General features: G+C 63.4%; 23 protein-coding genes. 3 read left to right on the forward strand and 20 right to left on the reverse strand.

Annotation, left to right across the window (positions count from 1 at the left end):
• Window positions 1-212 precede the first annotated feature (212 nt).
• From H1S03_RS14045 to H1S03_RS14125, 17 genes are all read right to left on the reverse strand, one after another.
• Complete coding sequence (locus H1S03_RS14045) at window positions 213-1721, reverse strand: FAD-dependent oxidoreductase (protein ID WP_185804961.1); 1509 nt, start codon at window positions 1719-1721, stop codon at window positions 213-215.
• Window positions 1696-2772, reverse strand: coding sequence for an ABC transporter substrate-binding protein (locus H1S03_RS14050; RefSeq protein WP_185804962.1), 1077 nt, complete (start codon window positions 2770-2772; stop codon window positions 1696-1698). The genes H1S03_RS14045 and H1S03_RS14050 overlap by 26 nt, the downstream gene beginning before the upstream one ends.
• A gap of 92 nt (window positions 2773-2864) precedes the next feature.
• A complete protein-coding gene (locus tag H1S03_RS14055; RefSeq protein ID WP_185804963.1) occupies window positions 2865-3578 on the reverse strand; it encodes an ABC transporter ATP-binding protein in 714 nt (237 codons plus the stop codon).
• Window positions 3571-4332, reverse strand: coding sequence for an ABC transporter ATP-binding protein (locus H1S03_RS14060; RefSeq protein WP_221892711.1), 762 nt, complete (start codon window positions 4330-4332; stop codon window positions 3571-3573). Before H1S03_RS14060 ends, H1S03_RS14055 begins: the two co-directional genes overlap by 8 nt.
• 3 nt (window positions 4333-4335) lie before the next feature.
• Window positions 4336-5229: a branched-chain amino acid ABC transporter permease gene (locus tag H1S03_RS14065; protein ID WP_185804964.1), complete on the reverse strand. Its 894-nt coding sequence runs from the start codon at window positions 5227-5229 to the stop codon at window positions 4336-4338.
• A 4-nt stretch (window positions 5230-5233) separates the two neighbouring features.
• The gene (locus tag H1S03_RS14070) at window positions 5234-6124 is read right to left on the reverse strand and encodes a branched-chain amino acid ABC transporter permease (protein WP_185804965.1); all 891 of its coding nucleotides are present in this window, start codon (window positions 6122-6124) and stop codon (window positions 5234-5236) included.
• A gap of 63 nt (window positions 6125-6187) precedes the next feature.
• Window positions 6188-6508, reverse strand: a complete 321-nt coding sequence (locus tag H1S03_RS14075; protein WP_185804966.1) for an NIPSNAP family protein — start codon at window positions 6506-6508, stop codon at window positions 6188-6190.
• A 13-nt stretch (window positions 6509-6521) separates the two neighbouring features.
• Complete coding sequence (locus tag H1S03_RS14080) at window positions 6522-7679, reverse strand: oxidoreductase (protein WP_221892712.1); 1158 nt, start codon at window positions 7677-7679, stop codon at window positions 6522-6524.
• A complete protein-coding gene (locus tag H1S03_RS14085) occupies window positions 7657-8418 on the reverse strand; it encodes an SDR family NAD(P)-dependent oxidoreductase (protein WP_185804967.1) in 762 nt (253 codons plus the stop codon). The genes H1S03_RS14080 and H1S03_RS14085 overlap by 23 nt, the downstream gene beginning before the upstream one ends.
• Window positions 8415-9896, reverse strand: a complete 1482-nt coding sequence (locus tag H1S03_RS14090) for an FAD-dependent oxidoreductase (RefSeq protein ID WP_185804968.1) — start codon at window positions 9894-9896, stop codon at window positions 8415-8417. Before H1S03_RS14090 ends, H1S03_RS14085 begins: the two co-directional genes overlap by 4 nt.
• Window positions 9896-11095 (reverse strand): cytochrome P450, encoded by a 1200-nt coding sequence (locus H1S03_RS14095; RefSeq protein WP_185804969.1) that lies wholly within the window; start codon window positions 11093-11095, stop codon window positions 9896-9898. The genes H1S03_RS14090 and H1S03_RS14095 overlap by 1 nt, the downstream gene beginning before the upstream one ends.
• Before the next feature lie 38 nt (window positions 11096-11133).
• Window positions 11134-11895: an SDR family NAD(P)-dependent oxidoreductase gene (locus H1S03_RS14100; RefSeq protein WP_185804970.1), complete on the reverse strand. Its 762-nt coding sequence runs from the start codon at window positions 11893-11895 to the stop codon at window positions 11134-11136.
• On the reverse strand, window positions 11892-12596 hold the full coding sequence (locus H1S03_RS14105) for a ThuA domain-containing protein (RefSeq protein ID WP_185804971.1): 705 nt from the start codon (window positions 12594-12596) through the stop codon (window positions 11892-11894). The genes H1S03_RS14100 and H1S03_RS14105 overlap by 4 nt, the downstream gene beginning before the upstream one ends.
• A 4-nt stretch (window positions 12597-12600) precedes the next feature.
• Entirely contained in the window at window positions 12601-13341 is a 741-nt protein-coding gene (locus tag H1S03_RS14110; protein WP_249777935.1) for an SDR family NAD(P)-dependent oxidoreductase, read from the reverse strand.
• Window positions 13338-14513 carry a cytochrome P450 gene (locus H1S03_RS14115; protein ID WP_185804972.1) on the reverse strand — a complete coding sequence of 392 codons (1176 nt, stop codon included), beginning with the start codon at window positions 14511-14513 and terminating at the stop codon, window positions 13338-13340. Before H1S03_RS14115 ends, H1S03_RS14110 begins: the two co-directional genes overlap by 4 nt.
• 237 nt (window positions 14514-14750) lie before the next feature.
• Window positions 14751-15293 carry a VOC family protein gene (locus H1S03_RS14120; protein WP_185804973.1) on the reverse strand — a complete coding sequence of 181 codons (543 nt, stop codon included), beginning with the start codon at window positions 15291-15293 and terminating at the stop codon, window positions 14751-14753.
• A gap of 204 nt (window positions 15294-15497) precedes the next feature.
• The gene (locus H1S03_RS14125; RefSeq protein WP_185804974.1) at window positions 15498-15953 is read right to left on the reverse strand and encodes an Lrp/AsnC family transcriptional regulator; all 456 of its coding nucleotides are present in this window, start codon (window positions 15951-15953) and stop codon (window positions 15498-15500) included.
• A gap of 108 nt (window positions 15954-16061) precedes the next feature.
• On the opposite strand from H1S03_RS14125, the gene H1S03_RS14130 reads away from it, so the two are divergent.
• On the forward strand, window positions 16062-17258 hold the full coding sequence (locus tag H1S03_RS14130; protein ID WP_185804975.1) for a methionine gamma-lyase: 1197 nt from the start codon (window positions 16062-16064) through the stop codon (window positions 17256-17258).
• Window positions 17259-17341: 83 nt separating this feature from the next.
• Here H1S03_RS14130 and H1S03_RS14135 read toward each other — a convergent pair whose 3' ends face one another.
• Complete coding sequence (locus H1S03_RS14135) at window positions 17342-18487, reverse strand: ParB/RepB/Spo0J family partition protein (RefSeq protein ID WP_185804976.1); 1146 nt, start codon at window positions 18485-18487, stop codon at window positions 17342-17344.
• A 183-nt stretch (window positions 18488-18670) separates the two neighbouring features.
• The gene (locus tag H1S03_RS14140) at window positions 18671-19957 is read right to left on the reverse strand and encodes an AAA family ATPase (RefSeq protein ID WP_166195518.1); all 1287 of its coding nucleotides are present in this window, start codon (window positions 19955-19957) and stop codon (window positions 18671-18673) included.
• Between the two features lie 469 nt (window positions 19958-20426).
• On the opposite strand from H1S03_RS14140, the gene H1S03_RS14145 reads away from it, so the two are divergent.
• Window positions 20427-21179 carry a hypothetical protein gene (locus H1S03_RS14145; RefSeq protein WP_249777936.1) on the forward strand — a complete coding sequence of 251 codons (753 nt, stop codon included), beginning with the start codon at window positions 20427-20429 and terminating at the stop codon, window positions 21177-21179.
• A 356-nt stretch (window positions 21180-21535) separates the two neighbouring features.
• Here the strand turns inward: H1S03_RS14145 and H1S03_RS14150 are convergent, their stop codons facing one another.
• Window positions 21536-22642 carry a Fic family protein gene (locus H1S03_RS14150; protein WP_185804977.1) on the reverse strand — a complete coding sequence of 369 codons (1107 nt, stop codon included), beginning with the start codon at window positions 22640-22642 and terminating at the stop codon, window positions 21536-21538.
• A 185-nt stretch (window positions 22643-22827) separates the two neighbouring features.
• On the opposite strand from H1S03_RS14150, the gene H1S03_RS14155 reads away from it, so the two are divergent.
• The gene (locus H1S03_RS14155; RefSeq protein ID WP_185804978.1) at window positions 22828-25035 is read left to right on the forward strand and encodes an NADP-dependent isocitrate dehydrogenase; all 2208 of its coding nucleotides are present in this window, start codon (window positions 22828-22830) and stop codon (window positions 25033-25035) included.
• Window positions 25036-25134: the final 99 nt, after the last annotated feature.

Genomic DNA, 25134 nt, shown 5'->3' on the forward strand with positions numbered 1-25134 from the left:
CAAGGGTGGCTCCCAGATACGCTGACCTGCATCCCAGTCTACAAGTTCACCCGCGTACCGGACGCTTACGATCAGGCATCATGGGCAGTCGGAAACCGCAACTTGCTGAGTGTTCCGTCAAACGGGGTCAAGCCAGCCATCGCGGCAGGACATTGCCCATCAGCAATTGGAACAGCACAGCGCCGGTATTACCGGCGCCTGCTCGTGGTGGTTCAGTCGCGCACATCCTGCAGCGCGATCCGGCTTCCGATCATACTGGGCATATGGGCGCCTTTCGGGGCCGTTCCCTCTCGGACATGCCCGCTGCGACCTTCGGCAGCCGCCTCTCCCGCAAGCCGGCCCAGTGTGAACCCGCCGCTGAGACGCATCCCACCCAGTTCCGCAGTCGGGTTGAAGCCACCGGCCGCGTCGCCGGCCGTGTATAGCCCGGCAATCGGATCGCCGAAGACGTCCATGACCTGCAGGGCATCGTTGACCCGCATTCCACCACTGACGAAATTCGATCCGACCACCATCGGCACCGCATGGAAGGGTGGCTTTACGATCTGGCGGCGTCCCCCGGGCAGGACCACGCGCCCAAAGCGCGAATCCTTGTCGGATGTACCGGCGAGAAACTCGTTCCACTCCGCCACCGAAGTTTGCAGCTCCCCGGGATCGACGCCGATTGTGACCGCGAGTCGCCCGAGATCCGGCGCCGAAACCGGCGGTTCCGGCATCTGGGCCAGGAGCTGCGCCTTGGCTTGGCGAGTCTCGTCGTCCACAATGTAGAAGGCGCACCGGTCCGGCTGCGCCTGAAGCGCCTCGACCCGGCGCTCATAGGGACCGGCCTCGTCGTGAAACCGCCTGCCGTCCCGGTTCACGGCAATGCAATCCTCGACGAAGGAGGACGACACTATCACCAGAGGCAGGACCAGCCCCATGTTGATCAGGTCGGCCCCGATGGCGCCGGCCATCAGGTGCGCGTCGCCACGACAGGTATCGATACCGAGGTAGGGCGCGCGTGCAAGATAGCCAGGCACGTGGCGGGCGCGAAGTTCCGGGTTCGACTGGTAGCCGCCCGATGCCAGGACAACACCCTTGCGAACGTTCCAGCGCAAAGTGCCCCCATCCGCTCCCCGCGCCACCAGGCCCGTCACCCGCCCGTCCTCGGACACGAGCCGGTCGGCGATTGTCCGGGTAAAGAGGCGCACGTTCGGGCGTGAGAACTCGGGTTCGAAGGCCCGGCGAAAGCCCATCATGTCCTCCACCGCCAGCATCCGGGTGGTGCGATGCTGCAATGGCCTGGGAATAAAGCGCGAGAAGCGCACGCCGCGCCCAACCAGGATATCGTAGGTCTCGGCGCTGTGCTGCGCGAAAAGACGCAGCAGGCCGGGATCGGTGATGACAGGGTAGTGGTCGCGCAGCAGGTCGATGCTGGCTTCGGCATCTGAAATGAACGCGTCGACGCTGTCCTCGATGCCTGCTTCCTGCTGGGCGCGGGAATTGACGAAGGCCATGTAACCGGTGGACCAGACCGAGTTGCCGCCGATCTCGTCCAATGCCTCTATGACATGGACCTCGGCCCCCGCCGCGGCAGCAGCCGCGGTGGCGGCCATGCCGGACGGCCCCGTTCCCACAACCAGAACATCGCAATGATGATCTGCGCTTGGCGATACGCCAGGCGCAGATGCTGTTTCCTGAATCCGGGTCACTGTCTTACTCAACCAATTCCCAGGCGCCATCCTTGATGCGCATCACCACGCTGCCGTGCGTCGGAACGCGGCCCTCGCCGAAGCTCATCGACCCGGTCCCCATCAGTACCGGCACATCCGTGGTGTTTTCCAGCGCCTCCTGCAGGGAATCACGGTTGATGTCACCGTCGATGCTGCGCACGGCAGAGGCGATCACCGACATCATGGAATAGCCTGTCGCCGCCCAATGGTCGGGCGAAACGCCGTATTCCGCCTCGTAGCGTTCGACGAAATCGCGCGTCGCGTCCGAATAGGTTTCGACGAAGATCGAAACGAAGAGCACACCGTCCGCCGCAGAACCGGCCGCGTCGATGAACTGAGACGCTCCGAGGCCGCTGTCGCCGGAGATGATCGTGTCACGTGGCAGGCCGGCCTGCTTGGCTTGCAGGATGACATTGGCCGCCTGTTCTGGCGGGGCCGTCACGAAGAGACACTCTGGTTCAGCGTCGACAATCTTCGTCGATAGCGCGGTAAAGTCGGTGTCCGTGGCGAGGATGCCTTCATCCGCCAGTATTTCGACGCCATACCCGGCCAGCGTGTCGCGGAAGACGTCCTTCTGGACGATGTAGCCGGGGTTGTCGAGGAGCGACACCAGATAGCAGTTGTCCGGTGCCAGAGTTTCCCCGATGTAATCCGCCAGCGGGGGCATGTAGCTGTCTGCGGTCTCGGTGATCTTGAAGATCCATTCGCCCAGCGGCAGCACCCCGTTGGTCATCGCCACGGTGAACATTGGGATGCTGAGCTGCACTGCGACCGGACCGGTCGCCATCGCCTCGGATGAGGCAATGGGGCCCAGGATCATGTCGACACCATCGCTAGTGGCCCGCCGCGTCAGCAGCGATATTGCCTCCTGCCGATCCGAACGATTGTCGTCGAACTGCAGCGACACGGTGTGATCACCGTAACCGCCCGAGGCGCTGAATTCCTCGTGCGCCATCTTGATGCCGTTGACCAGCGGCACACCGACAAAGGCATAGGTACCCGTCGTGGAGAGAACCGCGGCGATCTTCGCCTCATCGGCCTGCGCCGTCCCCGCAACCATAGTTGCCCCCAAAACCGACGTAGCAAGCAACTTTCCAAAACATGTCATGATTTTTTCTCCCTGATTTTGATTAGTATTTTCATTGTGGTGCGTCATACTTCCGCATCGACACCAAGATAATGTGCGACCACGCCTTCGTCGGCGGCGAGATCGGCACTGTTTCCCGACAGGACGATCCGGCCCTGATCGAGGATGTATGCCCGGTTTGACAAGTCGAGCGCGAGCGTCGCGTTTTGCTCGATGAGCAAGATTGTCATGCCCTTCTCCTTGAGCGTTCTCAATGCGGCGAAGACCTGCGAGATCACGACCGGTGCAAGCCCGAGGCTTGGCTCGTCCAGCAAAAGCAACTTGGGTGCCCCCATAAGGGCCCGACCGATGGCCAGCATTTGCTGTTGGCCGCCCGACAGCGACCCGGCCAGTTGCGTAGACCGTTCCTGAAGGATCGGGAACAGCTCGAAAACGTCCTTGACGTCCAGATCGGATGGCCTGCCGCGAAGCGCAGTAGCGCCCAGCTGGAGGTTTTCGAGCACCGTCATATCGGAAAAGACCTGCCGACCCTCGGGCACCTGCAACACTCCCTTTGCGGAGATAGTCCAGGGCCGAAGATGGGTGAAGTCCTCACCGCCGACGTGAATGGTGCCCGAGGCGGCCGAAACCAGTCCCGAAATGGTGTTGATCAGTGTCGATTTACCGGCGCCGTTCGGCCCGATCAGAGCGACAACCTCGCCCGCGCCCACGGTCAGGGACACCCCTCGCAGGGCGACGATCCCGTCATAGCGTACTTCCAGGTCAGCGATATCAAGCATGTTCGCCTCCGATATAGGCCGCCATCACCTCGGGATCGCGCAGGACGACCGTCGGTGCGCCTTCGGCAATCAGGCGCCCGCCGTCCAGGACGTAGATGTATTCGCATAGCTTCGAGACGAAGCGGATATTGTGTTCGATCAGCAAGATGCCCATGCCCGTCGAGGCCAGTTCCTGAAAAAGCTCCGCCAAGGAGTCTGACTCGACATCATTCATCCCCGCGATTGGCTCATCGAGCAGCATGAATTCGGGCTCCGAGGCCAGTGCGCGCATCATCTCCAGCTTGCGCTGGTGTCCGTATGACAGCCCGCCCGCGGGGAAGTCCGCCAACGCGCTCATCCCGAAGCGCTGTAGCAGTTCCTCGGCCATTTTGACGATCTTCTCGGATTCCCGGCGTGCACTGGGCAGGCCCAGGATCGCCGCCAGGGTCGAGCATTTCTCGTGCCGGTGAAAGCCGATCAGGATGTTTTCCAGAACCGAATTGTCCGGCAGAATTCGGATGTTCTGAAAGGTTCGCGCCAGCCGGGCGCGGCAGATCTCGTCGGCGGAGGCATGGGTAATGTCCCGACCTCCGACCGAAATCTGTCCGTCGCTGACCGCCAGCATTCCAGTGATCATATTGACGATCGTGGTCTTGCCGGCCCCGTTCGGTCCGATCAAGCCGGTGATCTTACCCTTAGGGACGGTGATGTTCACCGAGTCGGACGCGACGACGCCACCGAACCGCTTGCTGACATTTTGTAGGGTCAGAGACATAATTCAGTTCCTCGTGGCAGTTGTGGCTACGGAGTCGGATTTGGCTAGGCGCGCGCTCAGCCTGCGGGCACGGGCGCGCTCGATCAGAGTGTCCGCGATCCCGTGGGGGAGGTAGTTGATGACAAGGATCAGCAGCAGGCCATAGACCAGCATCCGCGCCTCGGCGAGCGGCCGGGCGATCTCGGGAAGGAGCAGCAAGATCGCGGTGCCGACAATGGGTCCGATAATCGTGTTCCGCCCCCCCAGCACCACATAGGCCAGGATGGAGATCAGGAAGGTAAAGCCGAATTGCGACGGTGCCAAAGCGTAGGAGTGGAAGGCCTCCAGCGCGCCATAGACTCCGGCGAGCGCACCGGAAATGATAAAGGCCAGGGTCTGGTGCCGGACGATCGAGACGCCCAGCGAGGCCGCGACGGCCTCGTTCTGTCGGATGGCGTCGAAGGCGCGGCCCAGGCGACTGTTCGTGATGGTGTACATCAGGTAGACGGTCAGGATGCCGGCGATCAGAAGGGTCACGGTCCCTACTGTCTTGGGGATGCCGTTCAGGCCCTGCGGCCCGCCCGTCAACCCGCTGGCGTAGATGTTCAGCGACAGGACGATCTGGATGAAGGCCACCGTGGCAATGGCCTGATAGACCCCGCGTAACCGGGCAAGCGGAATGGACAGTCCAAGGGCAACGATTCCCCCTGCGAGCCCCGCCAGAAGAAGTGCTACGGGCGCGGGGAACCCGAGTGAAACAACAAGGATGCCGCCGGTGTAGGCGCCCACCGCGGCAAGGCCCGCCGTGGCCAGCGAAAAGACCCCGGCCCGCAGCACCAACCACTGGCTATAGGCCATACCAAGGTGCAGCAGGAACAGATCGAAGAGCGGCTGATATCCCAAAAGGATGTTTGTCATGAATTTACCTCCGACCGCGCAGGATGCCAGCTTCTTCCCTGCCCATCAGGCCTGTGGGCTTGACGAGAAGGATCAGGAACATGGCGGAAAAGATGAATGCCGTGGTCAGACCGGACGGCAGGTAGGCAATGGCCAGCGTCTGGCCCATGCCGAAGATCAGACTGGCCAGAAGTGCGCCCGGGATGCTGCCCAGGCCGCCCAGGATGATGATCGCGAACCCGAACAGCAGATAGGGCTCACCCATCATGTAGTTGATGTTGTTGAACGCCAGCCCGACCAGAACACCCGCCGCCCCGGCCAATGCGCCTGAAATGAAATAGGTCAAGCTGTAGGTGCGGTTCGGGTTCACCCCCACCAGCGTCGCTGCCTTCTCATTGTCGGTGACGGCCCGGACCTGGCGGCCAAATGAGGTGCGGTAGAGGAACCAGGCCATGATCATCACGATCACGACCGCGGCCACCATCATGATCACTTGCAAGAGCGAGACGCGAAGACCCCAGAATCGGAAGATTACCACCGGAACGGTATCGAAGGGGAATCGGACGACCTGCGTCTTGGAGATCCACTGCCAAACCGTCATGATGACCAGGCTCGCGCCCATGGACGACAGGATAGCGCCGAACTCGGCATCGCCCGACTTGCGCAGCCTGCGGAAACAGACGATCTCGATCAGCACCGACAGAAGGCCGGAAATGATGATCGCCGCCAGGAACCCCAGGATCAGCGGACCGCCGGCCTCGACGGTATAGTAGGCCACGAAAGCACCGGTCATGAAGACCGCCCCATGTGCCAGGTTGAGAAAGCGTTGAATGCCGAAGATCAGATTGAAACCGACCGCGAACAGTGCATACACCCCCCCGACGACCAGCCCGTTCAACAATTGCTGAAGCAGCATCATTATCCTCCCGTGTTAGGTGGCCACGATTTGGCCGCAGTACTGATCAAATTGCCGACACCGTCATGTCGGGCTCCCAAGAGGTGAAAACGCCAAGGGCTTCAGGATACGGTTTTCCTGCCGGTCCAGAAGCGGAAGAATCCGCCCCAGGAAGGCTTGCCACTCGGGCACCGCCGCCAGTTCTGATCGTCGCGCGTCGCGATCCTCGAGACTGTCGTACGCCCAGAGATGGACGGTCTGGTTCTGCACTCCGAACTCCGAGGTGAAATAGCCCACCATCTCCCCCAGCGTGCGGCTCTGCAGGTCGCGCACAGTTTCATATTCCTCCAGAAATTTCTGCAGACGTCCCGGGTGAAAGGTGTAGGTTCTTTCCTCTACGATCATCGTCGCCGGCTCCTCATTTCAGTGTTTCCAGGTAGCTGCGGTCATAATCCCTGAGCCCGGCCACCTCACCGGACACCAGGCGCTGCGCAAGGTCGGGATTGGCCAGTAGTGCCCGCCCGAAGGCAATCAGGTCGAACTCGCCATCCTCAATCGCATCGGCGGCCCATTGCAGGGTTCTTGGCGACAGAGCGCCGCGCTTCTTGCCATCCGCCGCCTTGAAGTCCCGATCCAGAAGTGCGGAGCCTACGGCGATCACCGGACGCCCGGACAGACGGCGCACCCAGGACGCCAGACTCGCTCCACTGGACGAAAAGACCTGGTCCCAGAAACGCCGCGTCGAGACGTGGAACCCGTCCACACCGGATGCCACCAGCGGCTTCAGCCAGTCCGAGAGTTCCTCAGGAGTTCCGACGACACGGGCCTGGAAATCCAGTTGTTTCCACTGAGATATGCGCAAGGTGACGATGAAGTCCGATCCCGCCTGCGCCTTGCATTCGTGGATGACTTCGGCGGCGAAACGACAGCGGGCCGCGATGTCGCCGCCGTAGCAGTCCTTGCGCAAATTGCTTTCCGACCAGAAAAACTGGTCGGGCAGGTACCCATGCGCGGCATGGATCTCAACCCCGTCAAAACCGACCTCGCGTGCCTGTCGCGCCGCTTGCCCGTAGTCGCGCACTGTACGGGCGATCTGTCGGGTTGTCATGGCTGTTCCGACCGGATACCCCGTCGCGGCCAGCCCGGACGGGCTGACCCGTGACACGTCGAGGCTGTCGGGCATGTTGATCATCGAGGGCGTGAAGCCGCCGACATGCCAGATTTGCGCCAGGATCGCAGCCCCTGCGGCCTTGACCGGCGCGACGACACGCGCCCAGCCCGCCAGCGCATCGGCACCGTAGAGCCGGGGCACGTTACGTCCGAACCTGCCCTCTTCGTTGGGCGCCGCGCCCTCTGTCACGATCATGCCGACGCCGCCTTCAGCCCGCCGGGCATAATAGCGGGCCATCTCCAGGGTCGGTACACCATCGGGCGCACATTCCCGTGTCATGGGCGCCATGACAATCCGGTTGCGCAGCCGCAAACCGCCCAGGTCGAAACCGCTGGTGAGCACTTCGTGGTCGCAGGGGCGGGGTATCTGTTGCACCTCCATCTCAGGTTGCCAGAAATCCGCCATCGACCGGGATAGCCGTGCCGCTGACATAAGCTGCAGCGTCAGTCGCCAGAAACAGGACCACCCGCGCGACATCGTCCCATTCGCCGATCCGGCGCAGCGGGATGCTTTCGATCAGGCGGTCACGCGTCGCATGGCTGGCGCCCTGCCGGTCGCGCATGGGCGGCATTACACCGGGATGGATACAGTTTACCCTGATGCCCTCGGGGCCATATTCCGCGGCCGCCGCGCGCGTGAAGGCTTCGACCGCGCCCTTGGTCGCATGATAGGCCATGTGCACTCCCGGCGTTCCGACCCGCGCGCAGATCGAGCCGGTAGTGATGATCGAGGCGCCCCTGCCCATCAAGGGCCGGATCGCTTGAACGCCCAGCATGGTACCCCGCAGGTTGATCGCGATGAGCTTTTCCATCAAGTCTGACGACAAGACATCCGGCGCGGCGGAGCCATTCGCCCCTGCGTTGCAGACCAGGACATCGACCCGGCCTTCCTCCGAAGCAATGCTGGCAGCAAGGTCGGCCCAGCCCGCCTCGCCAGATACGTCGAGTTCATGGAAACGCGCCGAAAGCCCTTGGTCCCGCAGCCCTTGAGCGACGGCCTCGCCCTCGTCGCGCAGGATATCCGCGACGATCACCCGTGCGCCCGCAGCGGCAAGGAGTTCCGCCTCGCGTCGGCCCATGCCAGAGGCGGCGCCGGTGACGAGAGCGACCTTGTCGGCCAAGTTCGATGGGAGTCCTTCGGTCATGTGTTAACCTCCTGAAGTTCTAATGCGGCTTCCGCCGCGATCTGGCCAAAACAAAACCCCTCGGAGAGATTGCATCCGTCGGAGGGGTAGAGCATCCCTGTCGCCTGTCCCAACTCTCCGGCTGCAAAAAGTCCGGGGATCGGTTGGCCGCGCGTGTCCAATACCTCGGCGCGCGCGTTGCGGCGCGGGCCGCCGGTGGTGTTCGAGCCTCCGGGATAGAGACGCACACAGTAGAATGGCCCCTCATCCAGCGGCACCATCGTCTCGGCCGGACGGCCGTGCGGGTCGGGTGCTCCGTCGCGGCAGGCGGCGTTGTACGCGGCCACCTCCGCCTCGGCACCCTCGGGATCCTCGACCCCCGCCGCGGCCGCCGCCTCGGCAATAGTCGCACCCGAGGCGATCCAGCCGCGCTCGATCTCGGCCCTGTTGTCACTGCTCCAGTTATAGAGGCCAACCGCGTGCGCCCCGACCGAGGGCAGTGTCAGCATGCCCGCCTTGCGCCGCTTTTCATCGAAGAACCAGTAAGAAGGGTTGCGCGGCGTTTCCCCGGTAGCGGGGTCATAGGACAGCAGATGATAGTAGAAACCATGAAGCAGGTCGGCCTGGGCGCTTTCGTCGGCAAAGCGTTTGCCATTGCAGTCCGTGATCACGTAGCCCGGCGGGTTAAGGAACAGCATCACCGGCAGGTCGCTCCCGTCCTCCAACGGAAAATTCCCGATGGCCCGCCCGATCATCTGGTTCATGTGCCAGAGATCGGCACCCACATCCTGCGCCATGCGCACACCGTCGCCGGTATTGCCGGGATTGCCGTAGAAATAGACCGGCCAGGTGCGCAGGTAGTCCTGCTTCATCTGCGCGTTGTGCAGATAGCCGCCACAAGTCAGAATGACGCCCTTGCGGGCCTCGATCCGGCGGCCATCGGTGGTCTCGACCCCGATGACCCGGCCACTCCGGTTCCGAATTAGCCGGTCGGCGGGTGCGTTCCAGAGAACCGGCACCTTGGTCTTCTCATGGAAATTGGACACCAGTTGGTCCCAAAGGAACGTCCCCGCCTTGCCATTCTGATCGAGCCGCGTCTTGGCACCTCCGGGCTGGTAAACGCCCAATGCTTCGGCGCCTTCGAAGTCCGGATGCTCCGCACCGCCGACATGCTTCAGGTCGAGCCCCGGCGCAATTTCGAGCAACCAGTCGATGAGCGTTATCGCGCGACGGGCCCAGGCTTCGCTGACGTCCCGGGGCACCATTCCCCCGGCGCAACGGTCAAGATAGTCCGTCGCGCCGGCGATATCTGTCGCGGCCATCATCATGCCACCGGACATGCGGGTGCTGGGAGTATGGGCGTCCTGCGCCTGTTTCTCCAGCACCAGCGTCTCCGCTCCCGCACGCCAGGCGGAGATCGCCGCGGCCAGTCCGGCACAACCGAAACCGACAACAACAATGTCCGCGCTGCGATCGAAATCCGCCGACGACTCCCCCATCAAGCCTGTCCTTGGCGAAGGACAAAGGGAAACGACTCGAAATGCTTGCGTTCGGTGCTTTCGTCGATGACCGGCGCCTCGTCAGGATCGAACTCGATTCCCGCCTCCAGCAGCGCCTGAACAACGAGGTAAAGGGTGCCATACTCTGTTTCACCCTCCTCGTCTCCGGCGACCGCCATCGGCATACCCGCCGCCAGAATGCGCCCCACACAGGCATGGGCGCCGGCCCCGAATGTCGCACCGTAAAGAGGAACCCGGCGCGGAAGCTCGCGATAGGGATTGAAGGTGGCGGCATCGTCTCCGAAAACCGAGTTGTCACGGTTGCCCGTCCCGATGTTCACGTCGACGATCTCTTCCTCATCGACCGAAGCACCGTCAGGCAGATCCATCGGACACAGCGCCTTGCGCCGCGCCACGGGGCTGGCCGGATGCAGACGCAGCGATTCCCAGATGAATTTCTGCAAGGTCGCGGGGTCAGTCAGCAGTTCGGCCCGCGTTTCCGGATGCGCAGAGCACCAGGTCAGGATTTCCCACATCGTGTTCTGAAGCGCATTGGCCTGCGTGAAGGCACCGGCGAGAATGAAAAAGGCGGTATCGCGGACCAGCTGGTCCTCCTCGATCTCCCCGTCAAACGCCTGCAGCATGCAGACCAGCATGTCTCGCGGCAGATCGACGGAAGGGTCCTCGGCCTTTTTCGCGATAAGCGCGCGACGGCGGGCGGCGGAATGTTCATAGAAAGAGACCTTGAACAGGTCCAGCGCCTCCTGGATCTCTGCGCGCGCCTCGTCGATGCTGCCGCTCAGCATCTGGCCGATGGTTGGCGCCTTGCCCAGCTTGGTAATGATCTCCAGCATTCGGTCGGTCTGGGCCTCGGTATGGTCCCGGTCGAGCCCTGCCGCATCTGCCACCAGGTTGACGAGGACACGGTAGGAAAAGGTGCCGAGGTCGCCGCGCCCGGCCGCCACGACCGGAGCCAGCGTCTCATCGAGGGCCAGGGGGAATACGCGGTTTTGGTACTGGCGAAAGAACTCGCGCGTAAACAGGCTTTGCACCACGCGGCGCTTGCGTTTGTGTTCCTCTCCATGAAGGCTGACCACCGTGGAGGTCAGGAACAGCGGGTCCGCATCGTAGAGGGCCTGCTTGAGATCCGGCACCCGCAGCGTCGGCTCCAGGTTCGCGTAGTCATTGACAGAATGCATGTTCTTTCCTCCCTTAGATTTTTTTTAAGTTTTCAACTTCAAAGATCCGAAATCCCCAAAGCCAATCCGCCGTCTATCACCAGCGAAGCTCCCGTGGTCCATTCGGCGCAGCACATGTATGCTATCGCCTCGGCCAACTCCTCTGACGTGCCGATCCGGCCCAGAGCGTGCGAGGATTCCAGTGCCTTCATGCGCACCTTCTGTTCCTCTTCGGAGACCACGCCCGCGCGAATGTTCAGCTCGGTCGACACGGCACCGGGAATGACGCAGTTCACCCGCACCTTGCGATTGCCCAGTTCGGCCGCCAGCACCCGGGCCAGCACCTCGACCGCGCCCTTGGTCGCGGCATAAGGCGATGCGCCGGGATATGCGCGCCGGGTATGCACCGAGCCGAGGAAGATCACCGCGCCTTGGCGCGCCTCCAGATGCGGCAGGGCCAGCGCGGTCAGGATCATGCCCGAGACGACATTTGTGTCGAAGACTTCCCGCAGCCCGTCACGCGTCATTTCGGTGATCGACCCGCGCAGCATGTTGCCGGCATTGTTGACAAGCGCGTCCAGTCCTCCGCCCTGCGCCACCGCCGCCTCGACGATGCGGACACAATCCTCGTCGCGGGTAATGTCCCCGACTTCGTAATGGCAAAGAGGGCCTATGCTGTCGGCCACAGCCTTTAACTTTTCTTCGCGCCGTCCGCAGATCGTGACTTTGGCGCCATGGCGGGCAAAATAGCGCGCCGTCCCCTCGCCGATGCCCGAGCCACCTCCCGTGATGAGGATCGACATTTCGTTCATAGGTTTCATCTGTTGTTGTTCCCATTCTTACCCGCAACCCAGAGCGCGGCTTGCTGGATGAATCGAGCCTGTTCCGGATTGGCTATAGAGGTCAGGTCGTGACCAATCGTCAGCGTCACCGCCCGCGGGCCCCCGTCGCCGCGGTCACGGGCCCACGCGACGGGGTAATCCACCCCTTCGCGCGTCCGGCCCTGGGCGAGGATGATGGCCTCGGGGTGGATGGCCAGATCCCTGTAATGTTCGTCGATTACGCAAAAGGGCGCGATACCCTCTGTCACGGGATGATCGCCCAACGGGGTGACATCGACGCTTTCCAGTCCGGGCGCGTGATAACTTTGCCCCCAGACCCATCCACCGGCCAGAAGGTCATGCCAGCCTTGCCAATCGTCGAAACAGATACAGCCCGTATGAAGGGCGACGATCCCGCCACCCGCTCCAGCATGCGCTTCGAGCGCGCGCACCAGGTCCGGTTGGGTTTCATAGGCCCATTGTTCTGTGTAGGGCGCGTATTTCTCATTTCCCAGCATCCGGAACCGTAGCGCCTGCACCACCACCACATCTGCCGGCGCACTGTCGAGCGCGGCGACGAGTTCTGCCGGCGAACCGACCAGTTCCATCTCCATGCCCGCTGTGGCCAGGATGCCCGCTGTGGCTGCGGTCATTTGCCCGAAGTCGTGGAAGATACCGCCTGTCAGAATGACCACGCGCATCCGCTCATTCCCGCGGCAGCGCGCGCAGCAGGCTGTGACAGACCCCGCCATCCACGACCAGTTGATGCGCATTGACATAGCGGGCCTGCGGCGAAGCGAGATACCAGACCGCCTCGGCGATGTCGTCGATCGAACCAAGCCCGCCATGAGGCACAGCGCCTTCCCGCGCGGCCCGGACCTTGGGATCGGTGAAGAACGGCGCGGACATGCCCCCGTCGATGAAACCCGGAGCAATGCTGTTGACGCGAATGCCCAGGCCGCCCCATTCCAGAGCCATCTGTTCAGTCAACTTTGCTATCGCTGCCTTTGCCGCTGGATAGGCCCCGGCGCCTGGACCGGGTGTCACCGCGTTGATCGAGCTGAAATTGACAATGACGCCGCCACTTTCCCTCATCTTTCCGGCCGCCGCCTGAGCACACAGAAAGGTGCCCATGACGTGCACATCCAGAACGCGCCGGAACTCTTCGGCAGTCTGGTTGAGCAGCGGGCCAGTGGCCAGCACGCCCGCGTTATTCACCAGAACGTCCAGGGCACCGAATTGCTCGAATGCGGCATTGACAGCGGCCTGATCGGTCACGTCGGCGACCAGCGGAACCCCGTTTGAAAGGGATGCGGCGGTCTTGCGGGTCAGTTCGGGGTCCAGATCCATAACCCCGACGCGATACCCTTCCGCATCAAATTTGGCTGCGACGCCTGCCCCCAGGCCGGCGGCAGCCCCGGTTACGATCACGGAATTCATGCTCATGTCCGGGCTTCCGATTTCAAAAGGACGGGATAGGACGAAAAGTTCATACGGGAGGTGTTGGCATCCTGTACCGCGGGACGGTCCGGGTCGGGACGCACGTCCCGGTCCAGCAGCGTCTGCACCAGGCGTGCCACGATTCCGTACTGATGGGTTTCAGGATCGGTGTCGGGTCCGGCTGGCAGCCCGCCGTCAAGATCGCGGCCGAGGCACATGTGCATTCCGTAACCGAAGGTCAGGCCCCACATCGGCACACCTTCCGGCAGCGGGCGATCCGGGTCGAAATCGTCCGCCGTTTCGCCGAAGAGATCGCGTTGCCGGTTGGCAGTTGCAAAGTCCAGCTCGACCCGCCCCTCGCTGGACATCGGGCAGGCTGTTTCGGGGCTACGCCAGGCCACCGGGCTGGCCGGATGCAAACGAAAGCTCTCATGCACGCAGCGCTGGACGTAAATCCGGTCCTCGCGCAACTCCCTTCGCGCATCGAGGTCGGGCCATCGAGTGAAAATCTCGTGCAGCGCGTGGACCATTGAATTGGCTGTGGAATGCGATCCAGCCTGCAGGAAAAAGGCCATCTCGCGCAGGATTACCTCATCGGTGATCCCCAGCTTTTCCTGGTTCTGCAACAAGAGGGTCAGCACATCGCGCGGCAGGACCTCGTCCTCTTTCGCCAAGAGCGCCTTACGCCGTTCGACCGATGGTTCGAGGAAGGCTGTCCGCAATTCTTCGAGCGCCGCGCGCGCCTCGGTGCGCACTTCCTCCTTGTTTCGGGTCGAATGGACCAGCGTCGCGCATTCCGAGAATACCTTGACCAGCTTCAGCAGGCGTTCGGTTTCCTCGGGCGATTTCTCGGAGCGGTCGAGGCCCGCGAAATCCGCAGTAAGGTTCATCGTGACGCGATACCCGAATTCGATCAGATCCATCTTTCCGTCTGCGGAAAGCGGCCCGATGACCTGCGCCAGAGCGGGCAGGAATATTTCGGTCTCATAGATCGAGAAAAAGTCTTTGCGCAGAACGGAAAACTCCAGGACCCGGCGTTTGTGATGATCTCTTCCGTGCAACTTCAGCAGCACATCGTCCATGACGACGCCGCCTTCGTCATACAGCGCCTGACGCATGGAACGATCCGTCAGGACGCGCGTGATCTCGTGGTAATCGGTTATGACCTGGCCACCCATTAAAGCCTCCTTGCAGACAATTGAACGTCACGATAATGAACGTCACGATAACTTTTGATGCTTGGCATATGCACGTGACCGCTTTCTTGGTGTGAAGCCATGAATGGCACCTTCCAATCTCCCCCGACATCTTGCTTTCATCCAGTATTCCGGGGGAGGTCACTATGGTCAAATTTAATAACAATAAGGGTGGTATCTGTTTTTCAGATGCAATCGCGCAGACCGCTGCCGGCTGTTTCAGCCCTCGTATTTCGGCCAACCTTCCCGGATCGGGTCGGTGCCGTCCCAGCCCTTCGCAGCCGCCTCGACCTGCTCGAAAATCGAGGCGCGTTCGGGTCCCTTAAGGGTCACTTCAAAAACCATTTTCGGATCATCTGGGTGTTCGAGATAGGCGAAAGGCCCATAGTTTGACCGGCCTTCCTGGATTATGCGCCAGCCAACGGTCTGCGCCCGGCTCACCACGCCGTCGAAATCCTCTTCCCAGGACGAGACATGCTGCAGCAGGTTGCCAGATGGGTAGAGGTCCAGCCATTCGGTGTAGATGCTGCCGACCGGACTTACCTGTTGGATCAGTTCGATTTGATGCGTACCGCTGTTGGCCAAGGCCACGTGCATTTCCAGTTCGATTTCCCGATCCCGGTAGGTGCACATAGGCAATTGCACGTTGCGCGCCACGAACCAGGGCCCGATCCCGACCGTCCCGGACAAAAAGGCCATCCGCTCGTTGATGTCGCGGACCACATAGCCTGACTGCCGGATGCTTCCGAAGATTCTGCTCACTTTTTTCTCCCTTGAGGTATACTGATGATGTGTGCCGAGGATCAACATTAGCACCGGTTCCCCGATCAGTCCCCTCCTGACGGAATCAAGTATCTTCGGATAAGAGCTTGATGATTAAGGCAAATGGAGCCTCAAGTCTGAACCACACTGCCCTGTCGGACAATTCTTCGCGCCCGGCCATACCCTCGGCACCCCTTCGCGCGGTCAGACCACGGGCAGAACGCTGGTGCGCTTGACCACGCCATAGACAAAGCTGGTGTCGATCGACGCGATGCCGCCGATCGTGTGCAACCGCCTGCGCACGAACCGCTCGTAATCGGGCAGATCGGCCACCACGACGCGCAACAGGTAATCCTGCACGCCCGTCATCACGAAGCATTCCAGCACCTGATCCACCCGCGCCACCGCCGCCTCGAACTGCTGCACCGCCTCCTCGGTATGACGCGCCAGCGAAACCCGCACGAAGACCGTCACCGGCAGGCCATAGGCGGCCTCATCCACAAGCGCGGCATAGCCCCGGATCGCGCCTGATTTCTCCAGATTGCGCACGCGGCGCAGACAGGGTGAGGGCGACAGGTTCACCTCCGCCGCCAGGTCCTGATTGGTCATGCGCGCATCGCGCTGCAAGGCGCGAACAATCTGCCGATCCTTCTGATCCATGCGGGCCTCCATTGGCATAATATTCCAATATAGTGACAAATGCGGGCAGGATTGGCAATTTCAAAGCGCCGTTTCCGTCCCATGATGCCGCATCACACGGAGGACATCATGACCGACAGCTTCGCCACCCGCGCCATTCACCACGGCTACGATCCCATGCAGAACGAGGGCGCGCTGACCCCTCCCCTGCACCTGACGTCCACCTTCGCCTTCGACACGGCGGAGCATGGCGGCCAGATGTTCGCGGGGGAGCGGCCGGGCCACGTCTATTCCCGCGTCTCGAACCCCACCAATGACCTGCTGGAGCGGCGCATCGCGGTGCTGGAGGGGGGCGAGGCCGGCCTTGCACTGTCGTCAGGGATGGGGGCCATCACCTCGACCATGTGGACCTTGCTCGCGCCGGGGGATGAGGTGATCCTGGACAAGACCCTCTACGGTTGCACGTTCTCGTTCATGCAGCACGGGCTGGCGAAGTTCGGCATCACCGTGACCCATATCGATCTGACCGACCCTGCCAACCTCGAAGCCGCCATCGGCCCCCGCACCAGGGTCGTGTATTTCGAGACGCCGGCCAACCCCAACATGCGGCTGGTGGACATTGCCGCCACGGCTGAGATTGCCCACGCCGCCGGGGCCGTGGTGGTGGTGGACAACACCTACGCCACCCCCTACCTGACCCGCCCGATCGAACACGGAGCGGACATCGTGGTGCATTCGGCCACCAAGTATCTGGGCGGGCACGGCGATGTCGTGGCGGGGCTGCTGGTGGGTTCGGCCGAGATGGTGGAACAGATCCGCCTCTACGGCATGAAGGACATGACCGGCGCCGTCATGGCCCCTTTCAATGCGATGATGATCCTGCGCGGGCTCAAAACGCTGGAGCTGCGGATGGACCGTGTGTGCGCCAGCGCCCACACCATCGCGCGGATGCTCGACTCCACACCCGGCGTGGCCAGCGTGCACTACCCCGCCCTGCCCGGCTTTGCGCAATATGACCTTGCGCAGCGGCAGATGGCACAGGCGGGCGGCATGATCGCGTTCGAGCTGGAGGGCGGTCTGGATGCGGGTCGCGCGATGATGGACCGGCTGCACCTGATCACGCGGGCGGTCAGCCTCGGCGATGCGGAGACGTTGATCCAGCATCCCGCCAGCATGACCCATTCGACCTACACCCCGCAGGAGCGCGCCGAGCATGGCATCGCGGAGGGGCTGGTGCGCCTGTCCGTCGGATTGGAGGGCGTGGAGGATTTGCTGGCCGATCTGCGGCAGGCGCTGCGCCCTGCCCCGCACCGGGCCGTCGCGTGACTGTTCCCCGCGGGGAATAGGTCAGCACTTCACACCCATTCCCCGCGGGGAACCCCCCTGCCCGCCCGGCAGCCCCGGCCCGCTCAATTGGAATCGAGCGCCCGCAGGAAGGCCAGAACCGCCTGCTCCATCCGGCTGGCCTCGTAATCCGAGAAGTCCTTGTCCAGCTTCAGCTCCACCCGCCCGGCACTGGCGACCAGCTTCGCCGTGCCCTCGGGCCGCTCGATGCGCAGGGTCGTCTTGCCGCGGGGCTTTGCCGTCTGGCTCATCTTATCGCTGCCGGTGCGCGCCGGGGTCGCCGTCTCCGCCGCGCCACCGGCGAAACGGCGCAGAACGGCCAGCTCCTCCTCCACCGTGCGGTTGGGCATGTCGCGCAGCGCGCGGACGATTGCGCCCTGCACCTCCGGCATTTCAGACAGGCGGTTGCGCAGGCTTAGCCCCAGCGCGCGGGGGATTTCCTCGGGATATTCCAGATGCTGCTCCAGCACCTCCAGCAACAGGGTGAAGCTGCGGATATAGCTGCGCTTTTGCGCGCTGGAGGACGCATAGAGCAGCCGGATCGCCTCCTCCACCCCCGGCGCGCCGACCTGCGGATCGACGGCATAATCACGGGCAAGCGCGGCCATCTCGGCAAAGGAGATGTTCTTGCGCACCAGGTTTTCATCGACCATCCGGCGATAGAGCATGTCCACCCCCTGCCCCGCCGGCGCGATCCCTGCGGGGATGGTGGCATAGCTCTCGTCGTCCTCGGCCAGCGCGCGAAACGCGGCCAGCCGTCGGTAGCCCTGGATCAGCTCATAGGTTCCATCCTCCGCCTGCTCGACCTGAATCGGGTTCGACAGCCCGACCTCGCGGATCGAGGCGATCAGGTCGCGCAGATCGGCATCCGCCTTGGTATGGCGGTCGCGGACCAGCTTGCTCATCTTAACCGCATCCAGCGGGATGCGCGCGACGATCAGGCCCTGTTTCTTGAGCGCCACGAACTCATGGGCCAGCCGGTCATTCTCCGCCCGGATGGCCTCGACCGTATCGGCCCGCGCGGCGCGGCTGTCGCCGGTTTCGCGCACGGCGGTGGCCATGGGGCCGCGCCGCCCGGCAGGGCCGGTGCCGCTCGTGGACGTATCCGTTGCCGCGTCGCCTGATGCTGTTTTGCCTGTATTGCCAGGCGCTGTGCTCGGCGCCGGGTCGTCCGGCAGGTCGATCTGAAAGGTGCGTCGCTTACGGCTCATCATACTCTCCTCTCACACACGCGGCCCGATCCGAGGGGGCCCGCAGGGTGCGGTGTCTCGGTCGGTCGGGTGCGTGCGAGGGGCCGCACTGCCACGCCAACTTGACCGCATATCGTTAACATTTCGTAACCCTTCCCCGCGGGGAATAGGTATCGCGTCCTGACCCATTCCCCGCGGGGAACCTCACTCCACATCGTCCCAGACTCCGATCAGATGGTCGCGGAATTCCAGATAGGCCCGGTCGAAACTGTCACGCGCCCGTCGCCAGGTCGCGCGCGTCATGTCGCGGTAATCCACCTCGTAGATCGAGGACAGGAACCGGCCCGACTGCTCCACCGCGCGGGTCAGCTCGATCGGATGCTCCGTCATCCGCTCGCCCCAGACCTTGCGAAAGGCGTCGAACATGGCGCGGTGCAATTCATTGCCCGGCTCATAGCGCGTCATCAGAAAGCGCATTTCGTGAAAGCTCTTGGGCAGGTCCAGGTTCCCCGCGGGGAAGCCATGGGCCAGATCCTCCAACGCCTCGGACAATTGCCCGACAAAGGAGGTGGTGGAATCGTATTCCCAATATCCCGGCCCCGACGGCACCCACAGCACATCCGCCGCAAAGACCGCATTCATCGACTGATAGCCGATGGCGGGCGGGCAGTCGAAGATCACGATGTCGTAGCTGTCATCGGGCAGGGCATCCAGCCAGCGGTCGATGGCGGCAAAGAAGGACCATTCGGGATTGATATGGCGATACTGGGCGGAGGCGAACTCGACAAAGGCCGCGTTGGCGCAGCTGGGCACGATGTCGATGGTGGGCCAGGCCGTCGGCTTGATGAAGTCCGTCACCCGCAACGCCCCCAACCCCATGTCGAGGATCGAGGACGGCAGATCGCGGCGCGGAACGCTGCGCCCCGATTCGGCGGCGACCGGCGCCGCGTTCTGCTCGGCGGTCTGCCGCTCCAGATCGCGCACCATGATGCCCCAGACGGTGTGATCCTCGCTCACATCGTTGAGCCCCATCGAATGGCTGAGCGTCGCCTGCGGATCGAAGTCCACCGCCAACACGCGGTAGCCGTCCAGGGCGGCGGCATGGGCGAAGTGCAGCGCCACGGTGGACTTGCCCGCGCCGCCCTTGAAGTTCGCGATGGCGGCGCGAATGGCGCGCTTGCCCTCGGGGCGGGGGGGCAACAACGACTTGCGCCCGATCCGCATGCGCCGGCGCAGCTCGTTGATCTCCTCAAGGCTGAACCAGCGCTGCCGTCCATCCACCTCGACATTCCCCGCGGGGAAGGAGGGGTCGGCGGCCAGCTTGCCGCGAAAGGTGTTCTGGTTGATGCCCAGGATCAGCTCCGCCACCTCCCACGAGGAAAAGCGGCGCAGGGTCTTGGTCATCTCGGGCGAGAAGGTCTGCTCGCGTATCCAGCCCTGCATCTTGAGCGAGCGGGCCTGAAGGGTGGCGAGGTCGGTATGGTCGAACATGGGCATTTCCCCAAAACGTAAAATCAGCTTCATTCGTGAAATACGCCGAATTTGCCAAAGGAGCAATTTCTTTCCATGCTGGCAAAGGGAAACGGTTCCCCGCGGGGAAAGCCCTTTGCTGCAAGGCGATGGGGCGGGGGCCACTGATTCGCGGTTGCCGTGGCCCTGGCGCGCCATATTGGGGGACAGGGCGAGAGGTTCCGCTACAGATTGGGGGACATTTGCCCTCGAATGGGGGACAGCCTGCATGTCACCCTATACCATTGATACCTGACTTTATTCTTTGAAGGAGATCGGGAAGGGAGGGCGCGTTAACCGATCCTTGACAGAATCGGGTTATCAAACGCTAATCCTTCAAGAGCAGTGAAAAGCGTTTCGATGAGAGTCGGCCCGGTTCCTGTCGCCCGAAGCGTCGGGGCCGATGGAGGATCAGAGAGCAGACCCGCAAACGCACCGGAAGGCAGGACCGATGCGGGCGACAGATGGCAAGCAGGCGTTCATGGGGCAGGGCGCCGCGGAACGCAAATACGATCTTCTCACCGCGCTTGGCGCGTGGGGGATGGGGCAGGGCGGTGCGGAGGCGATGCTGGCCTTGCGGCTGAGCACGCTGATCACGGCCCGGTACAATTGGCGGCGCGATGAGTTGACCACCGGCCAGCGTGAGATCGCGGCGCTGTGGTCGGTGGATACGCGCACGGTCAAGCGGCAGATGGCGCGGTTGCGTGAGCTTGGCTGGCTGGTGCTGGTGCGGCAGGGCGCGCGGGGCCGGGTGGCGGTCTACCGGCTGGATACGGCCGCGATCCTGCATGCGACGCGCGACAGTTTCGCGAATGTCGGCCCGGATTTCCTCGCGCGGATGACCGGAGACGGCATGGGCGATGGCACGGGCAATGACTTGAGGGCGTCGCAGCGAGATGGGCAGTCGAGCGGGCAAGCACGGGAGCAGGCGGGCAACGTCGTGCGCTTTCCCGGCATCGCGGAGCCGGACGGGCAGGATGCGGGATGGGCGCGGATCTCGGGCCGGTTGCAGCGGGCGAATCCCCATACCCATGCGGCCTGGATCGCCGGATTGGCCGGACGGGTCGAGGTGGATCGGCTGATCCTGCGCGCGCCCAGCCGGTTTCATGCACGGCATGTCTCCACCCATTTGCGCGACACGATCTACAGCATGGCGGCGCTGGACGGCATCCGGCGGATCAGCATCGAGGGGATCGACCGCTAGAGAGGACGTGCCGGGGGTGCTGTGCCGATTCAATGCCGCATGTACAAGGCGTTGGATGGGACCGTGCCGATCATGGTCACCGCCGGCAACAATTACGCCAACGGTTGCAATGTCTAGATGCATTAGGGCTAGAGAGAGTCGGTCGTACTTTAAGATACTGCTTTCAAATCATAATTTCGCTATAGAGCGGATTGCCTCCTAATACTGCGCAATCTTGCAGAATTCAGTTTTCGTCCTTCATATTTGCCGTCGCGACGCGCCACCGGATGGGTCGGGTGGCCACGTGGGCACATGATTTTCTTCCTGGCATCCTTCCTCTTGGCATCGGGGCGAAAGCGCGGCCTGCCGCACCGCCGTTACCATGTCAGCAGGTAGCGGGTGGAGCGACCGCCGGAGGTGGAGCGGATGAGCGCGCCGGCGGACTCAATCATCGTCAGATCGCGGGTGGCGGTGGCGGCGGAGACTTTGGCCATCCTGGCATAGGGACCGGCGGACAGGCCCTGTTCCACGCGGATTTGCCCCTGTTCGAACAGGCGGCGCAGCACGGCGAGGGGGCGCGGCGGCAGGTCGGCATGGGCGGTGAGGTAGGCGTTGCGACGCACCAGAAAGCGGGCCTGCGCCGCCGCTTCGGTGATCCCGGCATCCAGACGGTCGAGAAACCACAGCACGAAGCCGGTGGCGTCGATATGGTCGCCCGCGTCGCGGCGACCGGTTTGCAGGGCGGCGTAATAGCCGCGCTTGTCCGCCTCGATCTGGCGGGACAGGGAGAAGGGCAGGGCGCCCTGGGTGGCGAAGATACGCTCGACTATGGCGCGCCCGATCCGGCCATTTCCATCGGCAAAGGGGTGGATGGATTCGAACCACAGATGCGCGAGGGCGGCCCGCACGGGCAGGGGGTGCGTGTCCCGCGCCAGCCAGCCGAGGAAGCGTTGCATTTCCTGGGGCACCCGCTCGGGCGGGGGGGCAGAATAGAGCACGTCGCGCGGCTGACCGCTGGGACCGCGCACGATGTCGATGGGAAAGCTGCGCCAGCGGCCGGGATCCTCAACCTCCATCCCGTGGAACAGCAGCGCATGCCAGCGGTGCAGGGTCGGGATGTCGAAGGGGGCTTGCGAATCTTCCTCGCTGGCGTCGGGGACACGCGTGTCAGCGGTGCGGGCGTCCAGCATCAGCTCGGCGATGGCGTCGCTGCGCCGTTGTGGCACGGTCTGCCGGTGGGTCAGTGAGGCGATTACGGAGGCTTCGATTTCGGGCGCGGGCAGGCGGACGCCCTCGATCGCGAAGCTGGCCAGAGCCTCACCCGTGATGGCGCGCAGGAAAATCTCCTGTCGCTCCGCTGCGCTCAACCCCGCGTGCAGGCCGTCGATGCTGCCCAGACGGGCCATGACATGGGCGAGGGGACGCTCCGTCTTGGCGGGGTCGTGACGGAAATGCGGCCAGGCGGGACTGTTCCAGATGTGCATGAGGGGATTATGGGGGATATTCGCGTCATGAATCAAGAAAATATGAGGGGATTAGCGGGAATAATCGCCTCACGCCCCGCTGGTGTCGCGCCGATGCGGGGGGTGGCCGGATACAGGATTTAAGATGGCGCGAAACCTGTATATGAGTGCATACCAGAACAGTCGTACAACGAAGAGGCCCGTCCATGTCTACCCCCGCACCCATCGTTTATACCGTCACCGACGAGGCGCCGCAGCTGGCGTCCGCTTCGCTGCTGCCCATCGTGCGCCGCTTCGCCGCGATGGCGGGGGTCGATGTGGTGGAGCGCGACATTTCTCTGGCGGGGCGTATCCTGGCGGTGTTTCCCGACAGCCTGACCGAGGCGCAGCGCCAGTCCGACGATCTGGCATGGCTGGGGGAGCTGGTGACAAAGCCCGAGGCGAATGTGATCAAGCTGCCCAACGTCTCCGCCTCCGTGCCTCAGCTGGTTGCGGCGATCGGTGAGTTGCAGGCCGCGAGCTATGCCGTGCCCGACTACCCCGAGGCTCCCGCCACCGAGGCGGAGAAGGACGCCCGCGCGCGCTACGATTCCATCAAGGGATCGGCCGTGAACCCGGTGCTGCGTGAGGGCAATTCGGACCGTCGCGCGCCGGCCGCCGTCAAGGCTTATGCCAAGTGCAACCCCCATTCCATGGGCACGTGGAGCGCGGACAGCAAGACGCGGGTCTCCACCATGGATGCGGGCGATTTCCGCTCGAATGAGAAGAGCGTGACGCTGGACGGCGACGCGACCCTCTCCATCGTGCACAAGGGCGCGAATGGGGAAACCGTGCTGAAGGACGGCATTTCGCTGCCCGCAGGCACCATCGTGGACGCGACGTTCATGAGCGTCGCCGCGCTGACGTCCTTCCTGGACGAGGCGATTGCGCAGACGGCGCAGGATGGCACGTTGTTCTCGCTGCACCTGAAGGCCACGATGATGAAGGTGTCGGACCCGATCATCTTCGGCCATGCGGTGCGCACGTACCTCGCGCCGGTGTTCGAGAAGTACGGCGAGGCGCTGGCCGCTGCGGGTGCGAATCCGAACGGCGGGCTGGGCTCGATGCTCGACGTGATCGACGGCATGGACAACGGCGCGGAAATCCGGGCCGAGATCGACGCGGTGCTGGGCCAGCGCCCACCGATGTACATGGTCAATTCGGACAAGGGGATCAGCAATCTGCATGTGCCCTCGGACGTGATCATCGACGCCTCGATGCCGGCGGTTCTGCGCGCGGGCGGCAAGGGCTGGGGCCCGGACGGGGCCGAGGGTGACACCAATTGCGTGATCCCCGACAGCTCCTACGCTGCCGTCTATGCGCGCAGCGTCGATTTCTTCAAGCAACATGGCGCGCTGGATCCGGCGACCGCCGGCACGGTGCAGAATGTCGGGCTGATGGCCAAGAAGGCCGAGGAATACGGATCGCACCCCACCACCTTCGAGATGTCGGAGTCCGGCACGGTTGAGGTGCGCGACGGCGACACGGTTCTGATGTCGCATGACGTGGCGGCGGGCGATATCTGGCGCATGGCGACCACCCGGTCCGAGGCGGTGGTGAACTGGGTCGAACTGGCGTTGGAGCGGCAGCGGCTGACCGGCTACAAGACTGTGTTCTGGCTGGATGAGACCCGCGCCCACGATGCCGAATTGCTCAAGATGATCCGCCCGCAGATCGAGGCGGCAGGCGCGTCGGACAAGGTGTCCGTCATGGCCCCGGCCGAGGCGACGACCGATGCGTTCGAGACGATCTTCAAGGGTGAGAACACCATCGCGGTGACCGGCAACGTGCTGCGCGATTACCTTACCGACCTTTATCCGATTCTGGAGGTCGGCACCTCGGCCAAGATGCTGTCCGTGGTCAAGCTGATGAATGGCGGCGGTCTGTTCGAGACGGGGGCCGGAGGCTCCGCCCCCAAGCACGTGCAGCAATTGGTCGAGCAGAATCACCTGCGCTGGGACAGCCTGGGTGAGTTCTGCGCGCTGGCGGAATCCCTGCGCTTCGCGGGCGAAAGTGCTGACGATCTGGCGCTGAAGGTGCTGGGCGACACGGCGGACGACGCCATCACCAAACTGCTGGGTGAGGGCAAGTCGCCGGGCCGCAAGGTGGGGCAGGACGACAACCGCGACAGCCATTTCCACTTCGCCCTGTACTGGGCCGAGGCGCTGGCCGCGCAGAGCGATGCGCCTGAATTGGCCGAAAAGTTCGCGCCGCTGGCCAAGGCCCTGTCGGACAAGGCCGACACGATCCGTGAGGAGCTGAAGCAGGGCCGGGGCGAAGCGGTCGATCTGGGCGGCTATTACCGCACGGACCCGGCAAAGGTGGCGCGGATCATGCGCCCCTCCACCACGCTGAACGGCCTGATCGACGGCTAAGCAGCATGGCAATCGGGGGTGCGGTCACGATAGGTCGCGCCCCCTGAAATGCGCCGCTGTTGAGGCGGAAGGCTGGCGGGTGGGCAGGCCCCCGCGACA

It is taken from the genome of Pontivivens nitratireducens, assembly GCF_014235845.1.
Classification (GTDB): domain Bacteria; phylum Pseudomonadota; class Alphaproteobacteria; order Rhodobacterales; family Rhodobacteraceae; genus Pontivivens; species Pontivivens nitratireducens.

Bases quoted from the DNA above. Each gene is read 5' to 3' on its own strand.
- H1S03_RS14045 (WP_185804961.1), bottom strand. From the start codon at position 1,721: ATGGCGCCTGGGAATTGGTTGAGTAAGACAGTGACCCGGATTCAGGAA.
- H1S03_RS14050 (WP_185804962.1), bottom strand. From the start codon at position 2,772: ATGGTTGCGGGGACGGCGCAGGCCGATGAGGCGAAGATCGCCGCGGTT.
- H1S03_RS14055 (WP_185804963.1), bottom strand. From the start codon at position 3,578: ATGCTTGATATCGCTGACCTGGAAGTACGCTATGACGGGATCGTCGCC.
- H1S03_RS14060 (WP_221892711.1), bottom strand. From the start codon at position 4,332: ATGTCTCTGACCCTACAAAATGTCAGCAAGCGGTTCGGTGGCGTCGTC.
- H1S03_RS14065 (WP_185804964.1), bottom strand. From the start codon at position 5,229: ATGACAAACATCCTTTTGGGATATCAGCCGCTCTTCGATCTGTTCCTG.
- H1S03_RS14070 (WP_185804965.1), bottom strand. From the start codon at position 6,124: ATGCTGCTTCAGCAATTGTTGAACGGGCTGGTCGTCGGGGGGGTGTAT.
- H1S03_RS14075 (WP_185804966.1), bottom strand. From the start codon at position 6,508: ATGATCGTAGAGGAAAGAACCTACACCTTTCACCCGGGACGTCTGCAG.
- H1S03_RS14080 (WP_221892712.1), bottom strand. From the start codon at position 7,679: ATGGCGGATTTCTGGCAACCTGAGATGGAGGTGCAACAGATACCCCGC.
- H1S03_RS14085 (WP_185804967.1), bottom strand. From the start codon at position 8,418: ATGACCGAAGGACTCCCATCGAACTTGGCCGACAAGGTCGCTCTCGTC.
- H1S03_RS14090 (WP_185804968.1), bottom strand. From the start codon at position 9,896: ATGGGGGAGTCGTCGGCGGATTTCGATCGCAGCGCGGACATTGTTGTT.
- H1S03_RS14095 (WP_185804969.1), bottom strand. From the start codon at position 11,095: ATGCATTCTGTCAATGACTACGCGAACCTGGAGCCGACGCTGCGGGTG.
- H1S03_RS14100 (WP_185804970.1), bottom strand. From the start codon at position 11,895: ATGAAACCTATGAACGAAATGTCGATCCTCATCACGGGAGGTGGCTCG.
- H1S03_RS14105 (WP_185804971.1), bottom strand. From the start codon at position 12,596: ATGCGCGTGGTCATTCTGACAGGCGGTATCTTCCACGACTTCGGGCAA.
- H1S03_RS14110 (WP_249777935.1), bottom strand. From the start codon at position 13,341: ATGAGCATGAATTCCGTGATCGTAACCGGGGCTGCCGCCGGCCTGGGG.
- H1S03_RS14115 (WP_185804972.1), bottom strand. From the start codon at position 14,513: ATGGGTGGCCAGGTCATAACCGATTACCACGAGATCACGCGCGTCCTG.
- H1S03_RS14125 (WP_185804974.1), bottom strand. From the start codon at position 15,953: ATGGATCAGAAGGATCGGCAGATTGTTCGCGCCTTGCAGCGCGATGCG.
- H1S03_RS14130 (WP_185804975.1), top strand. From the start codon at position 16,062: ATGACCGACAGCTTCGCCACCCGCGCCATTCACCACGGCTACGATCCC.
- H1S03_RS14135 (WP_185804976.1), bottom strand. From the start codon at position 18,487: ATGAGCCGTAAGCGACGCACCTTTCAGATCGACCTGCCGGACGACCCG.
- H1S03_RS14140 (WP_166195518.1), bottom strand. From the start codon at position 19,957: ATGTTCGACCATACCGACCTCGCCACCCTTCAGGCCCGCTCGCTCAAG.
- H1S03_RS14145 (WP_249777936.1), top strand. From the start codon at position 20,427: ATGCGGGCGACAGATGGCAAGCAGGCGTTCATGGGGCAGGGCGCCGCG.
- H1S03_RS14150 (WP_185804977.1), bottom strand. From the start codon at position 22,642: ATGCACATCTGGAACAGTCCCGCCTGGCCGCATTTCCGTCACGACCCC.
- H1S03_RS14155 (WP_185804978.1), top strand. From the start codon at position 22,828: ATGTCTACCCCCGCACCCATCGTTTATACCGTCACCGACGAGGCGCCG.